The 18,263-nt window shown below is 59.5% G+C and carries 17 protein-coding genes and 1 pseudogene; 8 read left to right on the top strand and 10 right to left on the bottom strand.

Annotated elements, in window-relative coordinates; genetic code table 11:
* Window positions 1-30: 30 nt before the first annotated feature.
* Together JFU48_RS07995 and JFU48_RS07990 are read right to left on the bottom strand one after the other, a co-directional pair.
* Complete coding sequence (locus tag JFU48_RS07995) at window positions 31-1,176, bottom strand: MFS transporter (protein WP_003229469.1); 1,146 nt, start codon at window positions 1,174-1,176, stop codon at window positions 31-33.
* A gap of 187 nt (window positions 1,177-1,363) precedes the next feature.
* A complete protein-coding gene (locus JFU48_RS07990) occupies window positions 1,364-2,857 on the bottom strand; it encodes an aldehyde dehydrogenase (protein ID WP_201136244.1) in 1,494 nt (497 codons plus the stop codon).
* Window positions 2,858-3,093: 236 nt separating this feature from the next.
* Between JFU48_RS07990 and JFU48_RS07985 the strand changes: the two genes are divergently transcribed.
* Window positions 3,094-3,456, top strand: coding sequence for a cupin domain-containing protein (locus tag JFU48_RS07985; protein ID WP_003229472.1), 363 nt, complete (start codon window positions 3,094-3,096; stop codon window positions 3,454-3,456).
* A 124-nt stretch (window positions 3,457-3,580) separates the two neighbouring features.
* Here JFU48_RS07985 and JFU48_RS07980 read toward each other — a convergent pair.
* The 3 genes from JFU48_RS07980 to rpmB form a co-directional block, all read right to left on the bottom strand.
* Window positions 3,581-4,836, bottom strand: a protein-coding gene (locus JFU48_RS07980) for an IS3 family transposase (RefSeq protein WP_201135842.1) whose coding sequence is annotated in 2 segments (ribosomal slippage) — window positions 3,581-4,485 and window positions 4,485-4,836 — 1,257 coding nt in all. Because the reading frame shifts where the segments join, the coding sequence is not laid out codon by codon here.
* 116 nt (window positions 4,837-4,952) lie between these two features.
* Entirely contained in the window at window positions 4,953-5,108 is a 156-nt protein-coding gene (gene rpmG / locus JFU48_RS07975) for a 50S ribosomal protein L33 (RefSeq protein WP_003177274.1), read from the bottom strand.
* 11 nt (window positions 5,109-5,119) lie between these two features.
* The gene (gene rpmB, locus JFU48_RS07970) at window positions 5,120-5,353 is read right to left on the bottom strand and encodes a 50S ribosomal protein L28 (protein WP_003229474.1); all 234 of its coding nucleotides are present in this window, start codon (window positions 5,351-5,353) and stop codon (window positions 5,120-5,122) included.
* 445 nt (window positions 5,354-5,798) lie between these two features.
* On the opposite strand from rpmB, the gene JFU48_RS07965 reads away from it, so the two are divergent.
* Complete coding sequence (locus JFU48_RS07965) at window positions 5,799-7,385, top strand: ABC transporter substrate-binding protein (protein WP_201136243.1); 1,587 nt, start codon at window positions 5,799-5,801, stop codon at window positions 7,383-7,385.
* A gap of 134 nt (window positions 7,386-7,519) precedes the next feature.
* Here the strand turns inward: JFU48_RS07965 and radC are convergent, their stop codons facing one another.
* Window positions 7,520-8,194 carry a RadC family protein gene (radC, locus tag JFU48_RS07960; protein ID WP_201136242.1) on the bottom strand — a complete coding sequence of 225 codons (675 nt, stop codon included), beginning with the start codon at window positions 8,192-8,194 and terminating at the stop codon, window positions 7,520-7,522.
* Window positions 8,195-8,329: 135 nt separating this feature from the next.
* Between radC and coaBC the strand changes: the two genes are divergently transcribed.
* The 4 genes and pseudogenes from coaBC to argB all read left to right on the top strand — a co-directional run bounded on the left by coaBC (window position 8,330) and on the right by argB (window position 12,630).
* Complete coding sequence (coaBC, locus tag JFU48_RS07955) at window positions 8,330-9,538, top strand: bifunctional phosphopantothenoylcysteine decarboxylase/phosphopantothenate--cysteine ligase CoaBC (protein ID WP_201137062.1); 1,209 nt, start codon at window positions 8,330-8,332, stop codon at window positions 9,536-9,538.
* Window positions 9,539-9,543: 5 nt separating this feature from the next.
* Window positions 9,544-9,999 carry a dUTP diphosphatase gene (gene dut / locus JFU48_RS07950; RefSeq protein ID WP_003229483.1) on the top strand — a complete coding sequence of 152 codons (456 nt, stop codon included), beginning with the start codon at window positions 9,544-9,546 and terminating at the stop codon, window positions 9,997-9,999.
* Between the two features lie 331 nt (window positions 10,000-10,330).
* Window positions 10,331-11,707: pseudogene (locus JFU48_RS07945) on the top strand (phosphomannomutase/phosphoglucomutase); the annotation flags it as partial.
* 17 nt (window positions 11,708-11,724) lie between these two features.
* Window positions 11,725-12,630, top strand: a complete 906-nt coding sequence (argB, locus tag JFU48_RS07940) for an acetylglutamate kinase (protein WP_003229488.1) — start codon at window positions 11,725-11,727, stop codon at window positions 12,628-12,630.
* Window positions 12,631-12,817: 187 nt separating this feature from the next.
* Here argB and pyrE read toward each other — a convergent pair whose 3' ends face one another.
* Window positions 12,818-13,462: an orotate phosphoribosyltransferase gene (gene pyrE / locus JFU48_RS07935; RefSeq protein WP_011336558.1), complete on the bottom strand. Its 645-nt coding sequence runs from the start codon at window positions 13,460-13,462 to the stop codon at window positions 12,818-12,820.
* An 82-nt stretch (window positions 13,463-13,544) separates the two neighbouring features.
* Between pyrE and JFU48_RS07930 the strand changes: the two genes are divergently transcribed.
* Window positions 13,545-14,324, top strand: a complete 780-nt coding sequence (locus tag JFU48_RS07930; protein WP_003229491.1) for an exodeoxyribonuclease III — start codon at window positions 13,545-13,547, stop codon at window positions 14,322-14,324.
* Between the two features lie 78 nt (window positions 14,325-14,402).
* Here JFU48_RS07930 and gltS read toward each other — a convergent pair whose 3' ends face one another.
* The 3 genes from gltS to rph form a co-directional block, all read right to left on the bottom strand.
* Window positions 14,403-15,611 carry a sodium/glutamate symporter gene (gene gltS / locus JFU48_RS07925; protein WP_103483722.1) on the bottom strand — a complete coding sequence of 403 codons (1,209 nt, stop codon included), beginning with the start codon at window positions 15,609-15,611 and terminating at the stop codon, window positions 14,403-14,405.
* A 389-nt stretch (window positions 15,612-16,000) separates the two neighbouring features.
* Window positions 16,001-16,369 (bottom strand): DUF4870 domain-containing protein, encoded by a 369-nt coding sequence (locus tag JFU48_RS07920; protein ID WP_003229492.1) that lies wholly within the window; start codon window positions 16,367-16,369, stop codon window positions 16,001-16,003.
* 29 nt (window positions 16,370-16,398) lie between these two features.
* A complete protein-coding gene (gene rph, locus JFU48_RS07915) occupies window positions 16,399-17,121 on the bottom strand; it encodes a ribonuclease PH (protein WP_003229494.1) in 723 nt (240 codons plus the stop codon).
* 270 nt (window positions 17,122-17,391) lie between these two features.
* On the opposite strand from rph, the gene JFU48_RS07910 reads away from it, so the two are divergent.
* Window positions 17,392-18,255 carry a YicC/YloC family endoribonuclease gene (locus tag JFU48_RS07910; protein WP_201136241.1) on the top strand — a complete coding sequence of 288 codons (864 nt, stop codon included), beginning with the start codon at window positions 17,392-17,394 and terminating at the stop codon, window positions 18,253-18,255.
* The last annotated feature ends 8 nt before the right edge of the window (window positions 18,256-18,263 follow it).

The following is an 18,263-nucleotide window of genomic DNA, read 5'->3' as shown; positions in this document are numbered from 1 at the left end:
AAGCTCCCTCGCCACAGGTAATCAATCGAATCAGGCCGGCTCGGCCACCGTGCCGAACGCACCTTGGCGCATCAGCAGAATCACCAACCCGAACGCCCCGACCGCCATCAACAGCGGCAACGCATGCCCGCTGATCCACTGGCTGCCCGCCCCCGCCATCAACGGCCCGATCAGACAACCGACACCCCACAGCTGCGCAATGTGCGCATTGGCGCGCACCAGCGCGTCGTCGCGATAACGCTCGCCGATCAGGATCAGTGACAAGGTGAACAGCCCACCGGCACTGGCCCCGAACAACACCCACAACGGCCAGATCAGCAGCGTGTCGATCAACAGCGGAATCGCCAGGCTCGACAGCATCAACACCACCGCGCAGCCGGTGAACAAGGTACGTCGCGACAGGTAGTCCGCCAGCGCACCAATCGGCAGTTGCAGCAGCGCATCGCCGACCACCACCGTGCTGACCATCGCCAACGCGATCTCGGCAGTAAAGCCCTGTTGCAGGCAATACACCGGCAACAACGTGAGGATCATCGCCTCGAACGCGGCGAACAGTGACACCGCCCAGGCAATCGCCGGCAGCTCACGGGCAAAACCCCACAAATCGCTGAACGTCACACTGCTGGCTTCACTGCTCGGCGCACCGCTGCGGCCCATCAACAGCAAAGGTGAGACCGTCAGCAGTCCGACGCCGACCCAGAACCCGTAATCGTGCTCAGTGCCGAGCGCACCCAGCAGCAGCGGACCAGACAGTTGGCTCAGCGCATAGCTGCTGCCATACAGCGCCACCAGCCGACCGCGCCAGTGTTCGACGACCAGTTGATTGATCCAGCTCTCGCCAAGGATGAACACGATGGTCAGGATCACCCCGATCATCAGGCGCAGCACCAGCCAGATCGGATAGCTGGGTAACAACGCCAGCAAGCCGATCGACAACGCACCCGCCCACAGGCACAGTCGCATCAGGTTCGCCGTGCCGAAACGCGCCGCCAAGTGACTGGAAATCTTCGCCCCCAGCAGCACGCCAATCGCCGGCATCGCCGCCATCACGCCAATGGCAAAGGAGCCATAACCCCAGCCTTCCAGACGCAACGACACCAACGGCATGCTGACCCCCAGGGCCAGGCCAACACTCAAGACAGACGCCAACACGGCGAAATACGTCGCCCAACGCATGTTCCACGCTCCTGTGGATATTTTTATGTTCACTACAAAACCACTGTGGGAGCGGGCTTGCTCGCGAAAACGGTTTCACATTCAGCAGATGTGCTGACTGATACACCGCTTTCGCGAGCAAGCCCGCTCCCACAGGGGATCTCTGTTTCGTCATGGAGCCCGGAGTGACCGGGCTCCCGCTAACGGCTTACAACTTGATCCACGTCGCCTTCAGCTCGGTGTACTTGTCGAATGCGTGCAGCGACTTGTCGCGACCGTTGCCCGACTGCTTGAAGCCGCCGAACGGTGCGGTCATGTCGCCGCCGTCGTACTGGTTGACCCACACGCTACCGGCACGCAGCGCCTTGGCGGTCAGGTGCGCCTTGGAAATGTCCTGAGTCCATACCGCTGCGGCCAGACCATACGGCGTGTCGTTGGCGATCTGGATCGCTTCTTCGGCGGTGTCGAAGGCGATGACCGACAGCACCGGGCCGAAAATCTCTTCCTGGGCGATCTTCATCGCGTTGCTCACGCCGTCGAAAATCGTCGGCTCGACGTAAGTACCACCGGTTTCCTGAAGGATGCGCTTGCCGCCCGCGACCAGTTTGGCGCCGTCGCTGTGACCGGACTCGATGTACGACAGCACGGTGTTCATCTGCTGGGTATCGACCAGCGCACCGACGTTGGTTGCCGGATCCAGCGGATTGCCCGGTTTCCAGGCTTTCAGCGCCTCGATCACCATCGGCAGGAATTTGTCCTTGATCGAGCGCTCGACCAGCAGGCGCGAACCGGCGGTGCAGACTTCGCCCTGGTTGAAGGCGATGGCACTGGCGGCAGATTCGGCAGCGGCTTGCAGGTCCGGCGCATCGGCGAAGACGATGTTCGGGCTCTTGCCGCCGGCTTCCAGCCACACACGCTTCATATTCGATTCGCCGGCGTAGATCATCAGTTGCTTGGCGATTTTGGTCGAACCGGTGAACACCAGCGTGTCGACGTCATTGTGCAGCGCCAGCGCCTTGCCGACGGTGTGGCCGTAGCCCGGCAACACGTTGAGCACGCCTTTCGGAATGCCGGCCTCAACGGCCAGCGCAGCGATGCGGATGGCGGTCAGCGGGGATTTTTCCGACGGTTTGAGGATCACCGAGTTACCGGTCGACAGCGCCGGGCCGAGTTTCCAGCAGGCCATCATCAGCGGGAAGTTCCACGGCACGATGGCACCGACCACGCCCACCGGCTCGCGGGTCACCAGACCCAGTTGATCGTGCGGCGTGGCGGCGACTTCGTCGTAGATCTTGTCGATCGCCTCACCGCTCCAGCTCAGCGCTTGCGCCGCGCCCGGGACGTCGATGTACAGCGAATCGCTGATCGGCTTGCCCATGTCGAGGGTTTCGAGCAGTGCCAGTTCTTCAGCGTGCTGCTTGAGCAGGCTGGCGAAACGAATCATGGTGGCTTTGCGTTTGGTCGGCGCCAGGCGCGACCAGACGCCGGAATTGAACGTGGCACGGGCGTTTTCCACGGCGCGCTGGGCGTCGGCGGCGTCACAGCTGGCGATCTTGCCCAGCAGACGGCCATCAACCGGGCTGATGCACTCGAAAGTCTCGCCGGAGACGGCGTCGGTGTATTCGCCGTTGAGGTAGGCGCGGCCTTCGATCTTCAGGTCGCGAGCACGTTGTTCCCAATCGGCACGAGTCAGGGTGGTCATTCGAGTGTCCTCCTCTTGTTGAATACGAGCGCCGCGTTCTTCGCGGACGTCTTCAGGAATGCTGCCCGGCCGGCCTGCTTTTTCGGCCCAAGGCACCCGCCACCCTAAACCAGCGGCCGGGGTTGTTTCAATATATTTGACATAAGCGCGCCATACGGCCTTGCGGTGTTCATTTTAATAAACATAGACTTTGGCCCTTTCAAGCCACCGCGCCGTCATCACGGGAGAAAACAACAATGAACATCCAGAACGTCGTCGATATCAGCCTGACCACCAGCACAGCCGAACGCTATCGCCCGGACCCGGCCAAAGTGCTCAAGGGCGATCCCGAGCAAGCGGTGTTCAATCAGTACGACAGCCCTTGTGGGCAGATGGGCGTCGGCGTGTGGGAAGGCGCGGTCGGGCAGTGGACGGTGAACTACACCGAGCACGAATACTGCGAAATCCTGCAGGGGGTTTCGGTGCTGCGCGACAGCGACGGCAATGCCAAGACCTTGCGTGTTGGCGACCGTTTTGTGATTCCGGCCGGTTTCCGTGGTACCTGGGAAGTGCTGGAGGCTTGCCGCAAGATCTATGTGATCTTTGAGCAGAAGGCTTGAGGATTTTCGCTGACTGATCCGGCCCTATCGCGAGCAGGCTCACTCCTACAGGGAACCGCATTCCAATGTAGGAGTGAGCCTGCTCGCGATGAGGCCCGGCCAGACACCACAGAAATCCGAGTGTCTAGTCCTGAAATAGGTTTACACCTGTTTCAGTCTCAAACGCCCGATGCACCGCATCGGGCGTTTTGTATTTCAGGGCTAAGTGCGGCCGCTCCCGGTTGTAGATTTGCACCGATTCATCCACCATTTTCACTGCATCCGCCAGGTCTTTGGGGCGATGCAGCAAAAACTCAGTCTTCAAAATCCCATTTACCCTCTCCGCCATAGCGTTCTGATAGCAATCATAACCGTCAGTCATTGAGCACCTGATTCCATGCCGGGTATGCATCCGTTGGTATAAGTCGGAGCAATACTGGGCTCCGCGATCTGAATGATGAATGAGCGGTTGATCGGATTTTCGCTGACTAACAGCCTTCTGCAGCGCCCTGACCACCGACTCCGTATGCAGGCTGCTGTGCACATGATGACCCACGATTTTGCGTGAGTACGCGTCTGTTATCAGGCTAACGTAAGCGACACTTTCCCGCGTTGGGAGATAGGTAATGTCTGCGACCCAAACCTGCTCAGGTCTGCTGGCTACAACTTGTTCCGGGCCAGCTTTGAGTAGGTTGGGGTGACGGCGGAAGCGATGATGGCTATGCGTGGTTTTATGATAAGCACGTTTGCGAGGAACCAGCTCTCGCGCCTCTCGCAAGATAGAAAACAGGCGGTCTCGACCGACACGTAGCGTCGCTGCAGCTTCAATTAGCATCAGGTGGTGCAGTTTGCGCGTCCCAAGCCTCGGCTGGCGCCGACGCTTTTCCAGAACGAATTCCACTACCTGCTGGTCTTGGCAAACTCTCGCGTCAAAGGCTCGGTTGCGCTTGTAATACGCTTGGCGCGAAATGCCCATAAACAGGCAAGCCCTGGTAATGCTCAGGTCTTGGATTTGCCCTTGCGAGAGGACTTGCCGGGTCGCTTTTTTACGATGGACACACCGTAATCATTTTTCAAGACGTTCACGACAGCTTCAAAGAACTGGGCCTTCTGATTGCTCAGCGCCAACTGTTCTTCAAGCTCTTTGATCCGCTGTTCGGGTGTCAGCGGTAGGTTGGGGTCGGTCATCGGCCTGCTCCGCGGCGCTCGGATTGAGGCGCCTTGGCTCCAGTCCTGTCGGCCATGCTTGCGTAACCAAACCAGTACCGTGGACCGGCCTTGAATGCCAAAGCGCCGTTGAGCCTCTTTATAACTCAACTCGCCTTTTTCGACTTGATCTACGACTGACAATTTAAAAGCTAGCGTGTAATCGCGCTGGCTCCGCCTTTTTCCGGTATCCATTGAATCCTCCTGAAGATTGGTCAGAAGGTGTAAACCTTATTCAGGACGCGACAGAGACAACAAAAAAGGCCCGTATCGTGAGATACGGGCCTTTTTTGTAAGTCGGGAAAAATCAATTACTTGATTTTGCCTTCCTTGTAGATCACGTGCTTACGAACAACCGGATCATATTTCTTGATCTCGATTTTGTCCGGAGTAGTGCGCTTGTTCTTGTCGGTAGTGTAGAAGTGACCAGTACCGGCGCTCGAGATCAAACGAATCAATTCACGCATGATTAGCTCCCTTAAATCTTGCCATCGCGGCGAAGTTCGGCGAGCACGACACTGATGCCACGCTTGTCGATGATGCGCATGCCTTTGGCAGATACGCGCAGACGCACAAAACGTTTCTCTTCTTCAACCCAGAAGCGGTGATGCTGCAGGTTCGGCAGGAAACGACGACGGGTTTTGTTGTTTGCGTGGGAAATGTTATTCCCGGTTACCGGACCCTTACCGGTAACTTGACATACTCTCGACATGCCTCAGCCCTCTAAAACCACATGCCCAACCCGGCATGGGTTGGCCGCTTAATCTCTCAGTCATTTGGCGCCAGGCGCCGCGTTTCTTTAGAGGTCTTACCGGCTACACCTACAGTGAAGGAACCGGGCCCCTAGAAAAGAGCGCTGCTTTATACCAGAAAGACCGGGGTGCAACAACAATCGATGTGCAATCAACCGCTAAAAAAGCGCATTTTCCGGCTGCGGACGCTTTGGATAAAGGCTGGCGCGAGTTTTGACCACTCGTCGCAGAAAACCGCTCTGACAGAGGTTTCCGACTTTTCTGGGCGCACCGCGGTCTGAAAAACGCCAGTGCCCGGCCCCGAAAAATACAAAAGGGGATAGTCATTTGCAATCCAGCCCTCTAGGGTAACCCTTTTCCAGACTGCACCTGCAGATGGCCTTCGATCTGTAAAGGAAGCCGACCATGCGCCTCGCTGCCCTACCCCTGTTGCTCGCCCCGCTTCTGCTGAGCCCTCTGGCCCAGGCCGCCGCCCTGAGCGTCTGCACCGAGGCCAGCCCTGAAGGGTTCGACGTGGTGCAATACAACTCGCTGACCACCACCAATGCCTCGGCCGACGTGCTGATGAACCGCCTGGTCGACTTCGACACCGCCAGCGGCAAAGTCGTGCCGAGCCTGGCCGACAGTTGGGAAGTCAGCACCGACGGCCTGACTTATGTGTTCAAGCTGCACCCGCAGGTGAAATTTCACAGCACCGACTATTTCAAGCCGAGCCGTACGCTGAGCGCCGAAGACGTCAAATTCAGCTTCGACCGCATGCTCGACCCGGCCAACCCATGGCACAAAGTGGCGCAAAGCGGTTTCCCGCACGCCCAATCCATGCAGTTGCCGGCGCTGATCAAGAAAATCGACGCACTCGATCCGCTGACCGTGCGCTTTACCCTCGACCACCCGGATTCGACGTTCCTCGCGACCCTGAGCATGGGTTTCGCCTCGATCTATTCCGCCGAATATGCGGACAAGCTGCTCAAGGCCGACGCGACCGACAAGCTCAACAGCCAGCCGATCGGCACCGGCCCGTTTGTGTTCACGCGCTTCCAGAAAGACGCTTCGGTGCGCTACAAGGCCAACCCGGACTACTTCGGCGGCAAGCCGGCGGTCGATCCGCTGATCTTCGCCATCACCCCTGACGCCAACGTGCGCCTGCAAAAGCTGCGGCGCAACGAGTGTCAGATCGCCCTGTCGCCAAAACCGCTGGACGTGAAAGCGGCGCAGGAAGAGCCGACCCTGAAAGTGGAAAAGACTGACGCGTTCATGACGGCTTTCGTCGGCATCAACAGCCAGCACCCACCGCTGGACAAGCCGGAGGTGCGCCAGGCGATCAACCTCGCCTTCGACAAGGCCAACTACGTCAAAGCCGTGTTCGAAGACACCGCCGAACCCGCCAACGGCCCTTACCCGCCGAACACCTGGAGCTACGCGAAGAACCTGCCGGGCTATCCGCACGACGTGGCCAAAGCCAAGGCGTTGCTGGCCAAGGCCGGACTCAAGGACGGCTTCCAGACCACCATCTGGACCCGTCCGTCCGGCAGCCTGCTCAACCCCAATCCGAGTCTGGGGGCGCAGTTGCTGCAATCGGATCTGGCGGAAATCGGCATTCAGGCGGAAATCCGCGTGATCGAGTGGGGCGAATTGATCCGCCGCGCCAAGGCTGGCGAACATGACCTGCTGTTCATGGGCTGGGCCGGCGACAACGGCGACCCGGACAACTTCCTCACGCCGCAGTTTTCCTGCGCGGCGGTCAAGTCCGGCACCAACTTCGCCCGCTACTGCAATGCCGATCTGGACAAGCTGATCAGCGCCGGTAAAACCACCAGCGAGCAAGGCGTGCGCACCAAGCTGTATGAACAGGCCCAGGCGCAGATTCAGCAGCAGGCGCTGTGGTTGCCGCTGGCGCACCCGACTGCCTATGCGCTGACGCGCAAGGATGTGCAGGGTTATTCCGTCAGCCCGTTCGGGCGGCAGGACTATTCGAAGGTCACCCTGAAATAACCCGCCACAACACAATTCCCCTGTGGGAGCGGGCTTGCTCGCGAAGGCGTCGGATCAGCCAAACTTTTATTGACTGAAACATCGCCTTCGCGAGCAAGCCCGCTCCCACAGGGGTTGGCGTTTGTTGTTGAAAGCTACATCCAGCCACACTCCGCCATCGACAACGGCTCGCCGTCGCCAACGATAAAGTGATCGAGCACCCGCACATCAATCAGATCCAAAGCCTTCTGCAAGCGCTTGGTCAGTTGCCGATCCGCCTGGCTCGGATCGCTGTTCCCCGACGGGTGGTTGTGGCAAAGAATCACCGCCGCCGCGTTGTTGGCCAATGAGCGTTTCACCACTTCCCGGGGATGCACACTGGTGTTGTCGATCGAGCCGCGAAACAGCGCCTCGAACGTCAGCACTTGATGCTTGGAATCGAGAAACAGGCAACCGAACACCTCGTGCGGCTCATGGCGCAGCATGGACTTCAAGTAATCCCGAACTGCCTGCGGATTCTCCAGCGCCGGTTTTTTACGCATGCGCTCGGCCAGATGCCGCCGCCCCATTTCCAGCACCGCCTGCAACTGTGCGAACTTCGCAGGCCCCAATCCCAACTGCACGCTGAACGCCGCAAGATCGGCCTCCAGCAATGCGCGCAGGCTGCCGAATTGAGTCAACAGGTGTCGCGCCAGATCCACCGCGCTTTTTCCCGTGACCCCGGTACGAAGAAAAATCGCCAGTAATTCGGCATCGGAAAGGCTTCCCGCGCCCTGTTCAAGTAGCTTCTCCCGCGGCCGCTCCGCCGCTGGCCAATCGCGAATACTCATACACCTTCCTTGTCTGTGGGCGCCGCTGTTCCGTAGCGGTCGCTGTGATATCGTAGCCCATCTTTTTTGCGGGCGAATTCACCCTGGGGAGGGGGTTTCGCCACGTATGTCACCCACGAAATGAAAGGCAGACCTATGCAGCGGCTGTATCGGAAACGCATCGTTCTGGGCGTCGGCGGCGGCATTGCGGCCTACAAGAGCGCCGATCTGGTTCGTCGCCTGATCGACCAGGGCGCCGAAGTGCGCGTGGTCATGACCCATGGCGGCGCCGAGTTCATCACCCCGCTGACCATGCAGGCCCTGTCCGGGCACCCGGTTCACCTCGACTTGCTCGACCCGGCCGCCGAAGCGGCGATGGGCCACATCGAGCTGGCCAAGTGGGCCGATCTGGTGTTGATCGCCCCGGCCACCGCCGATCTGATTGCGCGTCTGGCCCAAGGCATCGCCAACGATTTGCTGACCACTTTGGTTCTTGCTACCGATGCCGTAGTGGCCGTCGCGCCAGCCATGAACCAGGCGATGTGGCGCGACCCGGCGACCCAGGCCAACCTGCAACTCCTTGAAAGCCGTGGCCTGAAGACCTTCGGCCCGGCCTCCGGCAGCCAGGCCTGCGGCGACGTCGGCATGGGCCGGATGATGGAGGCCACCGATCTGGCGCAGTGCGCGGCGGATTGTTTCCAGCGTCAGTCACTGACCGGCAAGCACGTGGTGATCACCGCCGGCCCGACTCAGGAAAACATCGACCCGGTGCGCTACATCACCAACCACAGCTCCGGGAAAATGGGCTTCGCTCTGGCCGAAGCCGCGGTGGAAGCCGGCGCCCGCGTGACCCTGATCAGCGGCCCGGTACACCTGCCTACGCCGGATCGCGTCACGCGCATCGACGTGGTCAGCGCCCGCGACATGCTCGCCGCGTGCGAATCGGCCATCCCGTGTGATGTGTTCATCGCCTCGGCTGCGGTGGCGGACTACCGTCCGGAAGTCGTTGCCCCGCAAAAACTCAAGAAAGACCCTACAAGCGGCGACGGCTTCGTCCTGCAAATGGTGCGTAACCCGGACATCCTGGCCACCATCGCGACCCGTCCCGACCGTCCGTTCAGTGTCGGCTTCGCCGCCGAGACCGAACACCTGCTCGACTACGCTGCACGCAAGCTGAAAGACAAGAATCTCGATTTGATCGTCGCCAACGACGTCGCCAACCCGAGCATCGGATTCAACAGCGAAGAAAACGCCTGCAGCGTGATCGACCGTGAGCTTCATGCCACTGTTTTCGCCCAGACCAGCAAGAGCAAGATCGCTCGCCAACTGGTCACTTTTATCGCCGAACGTCTGAACCAGGTTTAATTTACATGCACGCTTTGCAAGCCAAGATCCTCGACCCACGCATCGGTACCGAATTCCCGCTGCCGCAATACGCCACCCCGGGCTCCGCCGGCCTCGACCTGCGCGCCATGCTGGAACAGGACATCGTGATCAAGCCGGGTGAAACCGTGCTGATTCCTACCGGTCTGTCGGTCTACATCGGCGACCCGAACCTCGCCGCACTGATCCTGCCGCGCTCGGGCATGGGCCATAAGCACGGCATCGTGCTGGGCAACCTCGTCGGCCTGATCGACTCGGATTATCAGGGCCCGCTGATGGTGTCCTGCTGGAACCGTGGCCAGAGCGACTTCACCATGACTGTCGGCGAACGTCTGGCGCAGCTGGTGCTGGTACCCGTGGTGCAGGCGCACTTCGAAATGGTTGAAGAGTTCGTCGAAACCGAACGCGGCGCGGGCGGTTTTGGCCATACCGGCACTAAATAACCGATAACCCGTTACTGTGGCGAGGGAGCTTGCTCCCGCTTGGGTGCGCAGCGCCCACAAGATCTTTAGGGCTGCTTCGCAGCCCAGCGGGAGCAAGCTCCCTCGCCACAAAAAATGCGCTACATCCGCTGCAGGTTTTAGCACCGAAAATCAAGGTTTTGCCGGCCGCAGGCCACGCCAGACAAGGCGTCATGGCCCTTTCACACCACGAACTCTCTGTGGAAAACGCCGTCATACCCTTCAGTTTGAGCCTGCCGCCGAGTGAATCGTCGGTGTGTCCCGCCACTTTCGAGATGGAGCATTTGTGCAGATGAGCACCCCCGCCAAGATCGCCCCGAAGCTTCCCGACAGCATCTTCCGCGCCTATGACATTCGCGGCACCGTGCCGGAATTCCTCAATGCCGAAACCGCTTACTGGATCGGCCGCGCCATCGGCTCGCAGAGCCTGGCGCAGGGCGAGCCGAACGTTTCTGTCGGCCGTGACGGTCGCCTGTCCGGCCCGGAGCTGGTTGCCGAGCTGATCCGCGGCATCGCCGAAAGCGGCTGCCATGTCAGCGATGTCGGCCTGGTCCCGACCCCGGCGCTGTACTACGCGGCCAACGTACTCGCGGGTAAATCCGGGGTGATGCTCACCGGCAGCCACAACCCGTCGAACTACAACGGCTTCAAGATCGTGATCGCCGGCGACACCCTCGCCAACGAGCAGATCCAGGTGCTGCACGAGCGCATCAAGACCAACGATCTGAGCAGCGGCCAGGGCAGCGTGACCCAGGTCGAAATCCTTGACCGCTACACCACCGAAATCGTCCGGGACGTCAAACTGGCCCGACGCATGAAAGTCGTGGTCGACTGCGGCAACGGCGCGGCCGGCGTGATCGCCCCGCAACTGATCGAAGCGCTGAATTGCGAAGTCATCCCGCTATTCTGCGAAGTCGACGGCAACTTCCCCAACCACCACCCGGATCCGGGCAAGCCTGAGAACCTCGTCGACCTGATCGCCAAGGTCAAGGAAACCAACGCCGACCTCGGTCTGGCCTTCGACGGTGACGGCGACCGCGTCGGCGTGGTGACCAATACCGGCAGCATCGTCTACCCGGATCGCCTGCTGATGCTGTTCGCCCGCGACGTGGTGGCGCGCAACCCGGACGCGGAAATCATCTTCGACGTCAAATGCACCCGCCGCCTGGTGCCGCTGATCAAGGAATACGGCGGTCGCCCGCTAATGTGGAAGACCGGTCACTCGTTGATCAAAAAGAAAATGAAACAATCCGGTGCTCTATTGGCCGGTGAGATGAGCGGCCACATCTTCTTCAAGGAGCGCTGGTTCGGTTTCGACGACGGCATCTACAGCGCCGCACGGCTGCTGGAGATCCTCAGCAAGGAAAAATCCACCGCGGAAGAACTGTTTGCGACCTTCCCGAACGATATTTCTACGCCGGAAATCAATATCCATGTGACCGAGGAGAGCAAATTCAGCATCATTGATGCACTGCACGACGCACAGTGGGGCCCAGGCGCTGACCTGACCACCATCGACGGCGTGCGGGTCGATTACGCCAAAGGCTGGGGCCTGGTGCGCGCCTCCAACACCACACCGGTGCTGGTGCTGCGCTTCGAGGCCGATGACGAGGCTGAATTGCAGCGCATCAAGGATGTGTTCCACGCCCAATTGAAACGCGTTGCACCTGATCTCCAACTACCGTTCTGATTCACCCGGAGCCCTGAATGACCCTCGAACGCGAAGCCGCCGCCCACACCGCCCAGGTTCTGTCCGAAGCGTTGCCTTACATCCGACGTTATGTCGGCAAGACCCTGGTGATCAAATACGGCGGCAACGCGATGGAAAGCGAGGAGCTGAAAACCGGCTTCGCCCGCGACATCGTCTTGATGAAAGCCGTGGGCATCAACCCGGTCGTGGTTCACGGCGGCGGCCCGCAGATCGGTGATCTGCTCAAGCGTCTGTCGATCGAAAGCCACTTCGTCGATGGCATGCGCGTCACCGACGCCGCGACCATGGACGTGGTGGAAATGGTCCTCGGCGGTCAGGTCAACAAAAGCATCGTCAACCTGATCAACCGTCACGGCGGCAGTGCCATCGGCCTGACCGGTAAAGACGCCGGGCTGATTCGTGCGAAGAAACTGACCGTCACCCGCCAGACCCCGGAGATGACCCAGCCGGAAATCATCGACATCGGTCAGGTCGGTGAAGTGGTCGGGATCAACACCGAGCTGCTGAACCTGCTGGTCAAAGGCAACTTCATCCCGGTGATCGCGCCGATCGGCGTCGGTGAGAACGGTGAGTCGTACAACATCAACGCCGACCTGGTGGCCGGTAAAGTCGCCGAGGCGCTGAAAGCCGAGAAGCTGATGCTGCTGACCAACATCGCCGGCCTGATGGACAAGTCGGGCACCGTGTTGACCGGCCTGAGCACCCAGCAGGTCGACGACCTGATCGCCGACGGCACCATCTACGGCGGCATGCTGCCGAAGATCCGTTGCGCACTGGAAGCGGTTCAGGGTGGCGTTGGCAGCTCGCTGATCATCGACGGTCGCGTACCGAACGCGATCCTGCTGGAAATCTTCACCGATACCGGTGTGGGCACGCTGATCAGCAATCGCAAGCGTCCGTAAGGCGTCGCGCAAACAAAAAGACCCCGCTCAGCCTGGCTGAGCGGGGTCTTTTTTTGCCTGCGGCCTTCCATCTATTGTGGCGAGGGAGCTTGCTCCCGCTTGAGTGCGCAGCGCTCACAAGCTTTTCGGGTCTGCTACGCAGCCCAGCGGGAGCAAGCTCCCTCGCCACAAAAGCTCATTCCACAGTTCAGACGCCGAACTGGGCGCGGTACGCTTCCACGGCGGGCAGATGCTGCTTGAGCTGCGGGTCGTCGGCGAGGAATTCCAGCACCTGGTTCAGCGAAACGATGCTGATCACCGGAATACCGAAGTCACGCTCGACTTCCTGGATCGCCGACAATTCACCGTTGCCTCGCTCCTGACGGTTCAGGGCGATCAGCACGCCGGCCGCTTTGGCGCCGTCCTGGGAAGCAATGATCTGCATCACTTCGCGGATCGCGGTGCCGGCGGTGATCACGTCGTCGATGATCAGCACATCACCGGTCAGCGGGGCGCCGACCAGGCTGCCGCCTTCGCCGTGGGCCTTGGCTTCCTTGCGGTTGAAGCACCATGGCAGGTCACGGTTGTGGTGTTCGGCCAGCGCGACAGCGGTGGTGGCTGCCAGCGGGATGCCTTTGTAGGCCGGGCCAAACAATACGTCGAAAGGAATGCCGCTTTCGGCGATGGCTGCAGCGTAGAAACGCCCCAGCTGCGCCAGGGCCGAACCCGAGTTGAACAGGCCGGCATTGAAGAAGTAGGGACTGGTGCGCCCGGACTTCAGGGTGAACTCACCGAAGCGCAAAACGCCGCGATCGATGGCAAAACGAATGAAATCGCGCTGATACGCTTGCATGAAAAAAACCCCAAATACCACGGATTTAGCTAATTAGCTTGACGCCGTGTATCATACACGCACGCGATTTTTGGGGCCATTTATGCGGATCATCAGTGTGAACGTCAATGGTATTCAGGCTGCAGTCGAGCGTGGTTTGCTCAGTTGGCTGCAGGCACAGAATGCCGACGTCATCTGCCTGCAGGACACCCGTGCCTCCGCCTTTGAACTGGATGACCCAGCCTTCCAACTGGATGGCTACTTCCTTTATGCCTGCGATGCTGAAGTCCCTGCCCAAGGCGGCGTGGCTTTGTATTCGCGGTTGCAACCGAAGGCTGTCATCAGCGGTCTCGGTTTCGAGACGGCCGACCGCTACGGGCGCTACCTGCAAGCAGATTTCGACAAAGTCAGTATTGCCACCTTGCTGCTTCCTTCGGGGATGAACGGCGATGAGGACTTGAACCAGAAGTTCAAGCTCATGGACGACTTCGGCAAGTACCTGGACAAGCAGCGGCGTAAACGTCGCGAGTACATTTATTGTGGCTCGCTGTACGTGGCGCAGCAGAAGCTCGACATCAAGAACTGGCGCGACAGCCAGCAATCCCCGGGCTTCCTGGCGCCAGAACGCGCCTGGATGGACGAGATTGTCGGCAACATGGGCTACGTCGATGCCCTGCGCGAAGTCAGCCGCGAAGGCGACCAGTACAGCTGGTGGCCGGACAACGAACAGGCCGAGATGCTGAATCTGGGCTGGCGCTTCGACTACCAGCTGCTGACCCCGGGCCTGCGCCGCTTCGTACGCAGCGCACGCTTGCCGCGTCAGCCACGGTTCTCGCAGCACGCGCCGCTGATCGTCGACTACGACTGGACGCTGACCATCTAAGCGTCGATCCGTCGTTAAAAAATGCCCGTATCGCGAGATACGGGCATTTTTTATGCTGCGCCTGAAGCAGTCCAGACCTCAGACGGCGACAAAAAACGGTAAGGCCAGGTAAAGCTTGATGACGATCACGTTGATGATGTCGATGAAGAATGCACCGACCATCGGCACCACCAGAAACGCAATCTGCGAAGGCCCGAAACGCTGCGTCACCGCCTGCATGTTGGCAATGGCCGTTGGCGTTGCGCCCAGGCCAAAACCGCAATGCCCCGCCGCCAGAACCGCCGCGTCGTAGTTACTGCCCATCACTCTGAATGTCACGAAAATCGCAAACAGCGCCATGACCAACGTTTGCGCAGCCAGGATGATGAATATCGGCAGTGCCAACGCTGCCAGATCCCAGAGCTTGAGAGACATCAAGGCAATTGCCAGAAACAGCGACAGGCTGACATTACCCAGCACCGACACTTCACGCTCGAATACCTGATACAGGCCCAGCGCCGACAGCCCATTACGTAGCACCACTCCCACGAACAAAACGCAGACAAACGTCGGCAACTCGAATGGGGTTCCGTGCAGAAAGCCATTCAGCAGATTGCCAGCCAATAAACTGACCGCAATCAATGCCAGTGTCTCGATAAAAGAAAAGGGCGTAATCGAACGCTCTTTGTTCGGCTGCTCAAAACCCTTTGGCATCCGTGGCGTTTGTTGAGGCTGGCAACCGGGCACCTCAACACGCTTGATGAGCAGGCGAGCCACCGGCCCACCAATCAAACCGCCCAGGACCAGACCGAAGGTTGCCGAGGCGATTGCAAGCTCGGAGGCCGAAGCGAGGCCGTACTTTTCACTGAATACCGTGCCCCACGCCGCCCCCGTACCGTGACCGCCCGCAAGCGTGATTGAACCCGTCAGGAGCCCCATCAACGGATCAAGACCCAGCGTTGTGGCAAGGCCGATGCCCAACGCGTTCTGAACCAGCAAAAGCCCGGTAACCGCCAGTAGAAATATGCCGACTACGCGACCACCCTTTTTCAGGCTGGCAAAGTCTGCGCTCAAACCGATTGTGGCAAAGAACGCCAACATCAACGGGGTCTGTAGTGAAGTATCGAATCTGATTTCTATATCAAAAGTTCGCAACATCAATAAAACCAGCGCAACCACCAGTCCACCGGCGACGGGTTCAGGGATATTGTAATTACGCAGAAAATCGACTCGTGCAATAAGTCCCCGCCCCAGTAAAAGCACTAGAGAGGCGGCCACGAGCGTTCCATAAAAATCGAGCTGGATCATTGGGATTATTCTTGGCTATATATTCATCAGGCGCACTTTTTACCCGCGCACGCCTATTGAATCGGCTGACTGTCTCAACACTGATTGATTTGGAATTCAAGGACCTTCGATGGCTTGAATATATCGAAATATTTCTGAAGTAACGTTACGCGGAGTAACCTTAACAATCGCCAAGTCCTATTGCCAAGTACTGAGATCGCGCTGAAGCATTGCAGTTGTGACTAAAAGTGTAAGAGTTAAATATGTAAAAAAATCGACTACCGCTTGTCGCAGAAAGAACTACTCCTACACGCAAGAGTAATTATTCGAGTTGCAAAAACAAAAATGCCCTGACAAGTCAGGGCATTTACATTAAAACTTTGCGAGTTACGCAAGCTTTGTACTGATCGCTATTTGATCAGTCGCCAGGTGAATGGATAACGGTAGGGAAAGCCTTCGTTCGCCTTCACCCCGGCAATGATCGTCAGCACCAACGCGCCAATGGCCAGCAGGCCCAGCAAGAAGAAGCCGATGATCAACACCATCAGCAGCAGGCAGATCGCGGCAGCAATCGCCACGGTGATCTGAAAATTCAGCGCTTCCTTGCCCTGAGCGTCGATGAACGGATCGGTTTCGCGCTTCATCTGCCACAGGATCAGCGGCCCGATCAGGTTGCCGAACGGAATCCAGATCCCCAGCAAGGCGGACAAGTGACAAAACATCGCCCATTGGCGAACCTCCTGGCTCGGCTTGGGCAGCAACTCTTGCTCATCACTCATCGCGTCCTCCTTGCGGGTTACGAACCTGCTCAGTCGGCCAGGGCAGCCTTTTGCAGTTCGAAGATTTCGTTCATGCCTTTCTTGGCCAGTTCCAGCATGGCGTTCAGCTCTTCCGGCTGGAACGGCGCGCCTTCGGCGGTGCCCTGGACTTCGATGAAGCCACCAGTGCTGGTCATCACCACGTTGAGGTCGGTCTCGGCGGCGGAATCTTCAAGATAGTCCAGATCCAGCACCGGCTCGCCCTGATACATACCGACCGACACGGCGCCGATCATTTGCTTGAGCGGGTCGCCGCCTTTCAGGCCGCCGCGCTTCTTGATCACTTTCAACGCATCGACCAGTGCCACCATCGCGCCGGTGATGGACGCGGTGCGGGTGCCGCCGTCAGCCTGGATCACGTCGCAGTCGACGTACAGGGTGACGTCGCCCAGCTTGGACATGTCCAGCGCAGCGCGCAGGGAACGACCGATCAGACGCTGGATTTCCAGAGTGCGGCCGCCCTGCTTGCCACGGCTCGCTTCACGCTGATTACGCTCGCCAGTGGCGCGCGGCAGCATGCCGTACTCGGCGGTCAACCAGCCCTGGCCTTGCCCTTTGAGGAAGCGCGGCACGCCGTTTTCGACGCTGACGGTGCAGATGACCTTGGTATCACCGAATTCGACCAGTACGGATCCCTCGGCGTGTTTGGTGTAGTTGCGGGTAATGCGGATCGAGCGAAGCTGATCGGCAGCGCGACCACTTGGACGTTTCATAGGGAATACCTGTACTGGGGACGGAAAACTGCCGAGCATTATAGAGCGCTGCACCGCGCCTGGGCACGGGTTAAAAATTCCGACCGTCGACCCAGAGGCCTGAAACGCGCATAACCGACGGCCTGCAGCCCTTTGTCACACCGTGTGTTTGGGCGCATCCGCCGCACTGCGCTACAATCCTGCGCCTTTGCTGCCAGTCGGCTTAAATTCATTGATATCGAGCCTGCGGAACATCCCTTCTGCGCCGATCTGCATTGCGAGGTCACCGCCATGGTGCACAGCATGACCGCCTTCGCCCGCGTCGAAAAAGCCGGCGTCCAGGGCACCCTGAGCTGGGAGCTGCGCTCGGTCAACAGCCGCTATCTCGAACCGCATCTGCGCCTGCCGGAGTCGTTCCGCGACCTTGAAGGCGCGGTACGTGAAGCCCTGCGTCAGGGCCTGTCGCGGGGCAAACTGGAATGCACCCTGCGCTTCACCGAAGAAAGCACCGGCAAACCGTTGCAGGTCGACCGCGAGCGCGCCGCGCAACTGGTCGCCGCCGCCGAAACCGTTGCCGGCCTGATCAAGAACCCGGCGGCGCTGAACCCGCTGGAAGTGCTGGCCTGGCCTGGCGTGCTGGTGGCCGACGCGACCGATCCGCAAACCCTGAACGCCGAGGCGCTGGCCCTGTTCAATCAAGGCCTGAAAGAACTCAAGGCCGGCCGCGAGCGCGAAGGCGCGGAGCTGGCACGCCTGATCAACGAGCGCCTGACTTCAATTGAAGAGGACGTCGTGACCTTGCGCGAACTGGTGCCGCACATGCTCGCGACCCAGCGCCAGAAAGTCCTCGACCGCTTCACCGACATGAAGGCCGAACTGGATCCGCAGCGTCTGGAACAGGAAATGGTCATCCTCGCGCAAAAGAGCGATGTGGCCGAAGAACTGGATCGCCTGAGCACGCACATCATCGAAGTTCGCCGGGTGCTCAAGTCCGGCGGTGCCGCCGGCCGGCGCCTGGACTTCCTGATGCAGGAACTCAACCGCGAAGCCAACACACTGGGCTCCAAGGCCTTCGACCCGCGCAGCACCCAGGCCGCCGTCAACCTCAAGGTGTTGATCGAGCAGATGCGCGAACAAGTGCAGAATATTGAGTAAGGCAACAG

This window comes from Pseudomonas sp. TH49 (assembly GCF_016650625.1).
Classification (GTDB): Bacteria; Pseudomonadota; Gammaproteobacteria; order Pseudomonadales; family Pseudomonadaceae; genus Aquipseudomonas; species Aquipseudomonas fluorescens_H.
This window is presented reverse-complemented; position numbering and strand designations above follow the sequence as displayed.

Bases quoted from the DNA above. Each gene is read 5' to 3' on its own strand.
- JFU48_RS07990 (WP_201136244.1), bottom strand. From the start codon at position 2,857: ATGACCACCCTGACTCGTGCCGATTGGGAACAACGTGCTCGCGACCTG.
- rpmB (WP_003229474.1), bottom strand. From the start codon at position 5,353: ATGTCGAGAGTATGTCAAGTTACCGGTAAGGGTCCGGTAACCGGGAAT.
- JFU48_RS07920 (WP_003229492.1), bottom strand. From the start codon at position 16,369: ATGAGTGATGAGCAAGAGTTGCTGCCCAAGCCGAGCCAGGAGGTTCGC.
- dut (WP_003229483.1), top strand. From the start codon at position 9,544: ATGCACGCTTTGCAAGCCAAGATCCTCGACCCACGCATCGGTACCGAA.
- rpmG (WP_003177274.1), bottom strand. From the start codon at position 5,108: ATGCGTGAATTGATTCGTTTGATCTCGAGCGCCGGTACTGGTCACTTC.
- coaBC (WP_201137062.1), top strand. From the start codon at position 8,330: ATGCAGCGGCTGTATCGGAAACGCATCGTTCTGGGCGTCGGCGGCGGC.
- gltS (WP_103483722.1), bottom strand. From the start codon at position 15,611: ATGATCCAGCTCGATTTTTATGGAACGCTCGTGGCCGCCTCTCTAGTG.
- JFU48_RS07910 (WP_201136241.1), top strand. From the start codon at position 17,392: ATGGTGCACAGCATGACCGCCTTCGCCCGCGTCGAAAAAGCCGGCGTC.
- argB (WP_003229488.1), top strand. From the start codon at position 11,725: ATGACCCTCGAACGCGAAGCCGCCGCCCACACCGCCCAGGTTCTGTCC.
- JFU48_RS07995 (WP_003229469.1), bottom strand. From the start codon at position 1,176: ATGCGTTGGGCGACGTATTTCGCCGTGTTGGCGTCTGTCTTGAGTGTT.
- JFU48_RS07930 (WP_003229491.1), top strand. From the start codon at position 13,545: ATGCGGATCATCAGTGTGAACGTCAATGGTATTCAGGCTGCAGTCGAG.
- rph (WP_003229494.1), bottom strand. From the start codon at position 17,121: ATGAAACGTCCAAGTGGTCGCGCTGCCGATCAGCTTCGCTCGATCCGC.
- JFU48_RS07985 (WP_003229472.1), top strand. From the start codon at position 3,094: ATGAACATCCAGAACGTCGTCGATATCAGCCTGACCACCAGCACAGCC.
- JFU48_RS07965 (WP_201136243.1), top strand. From the start codon at position 5,799: ATGCGCCTCGCTGCCCTACCCCTGTTGCTCGCCCCGCTTCTGCTGAGC.
- pyrE (WP_011336558.1), bottom strand. From the start codon at position 13,462: ATGCAAGCGTATCAGCGCGATTTCATTCGTTTTGCCATCGATCGCGGC.
- radC (WP_201136242.1), bottom strand. From the start codon at position 8,194: ATGAGTATTCGCGATTGGCCAGCGGCGGAGCGGCCGCGGGAGAAGCTA.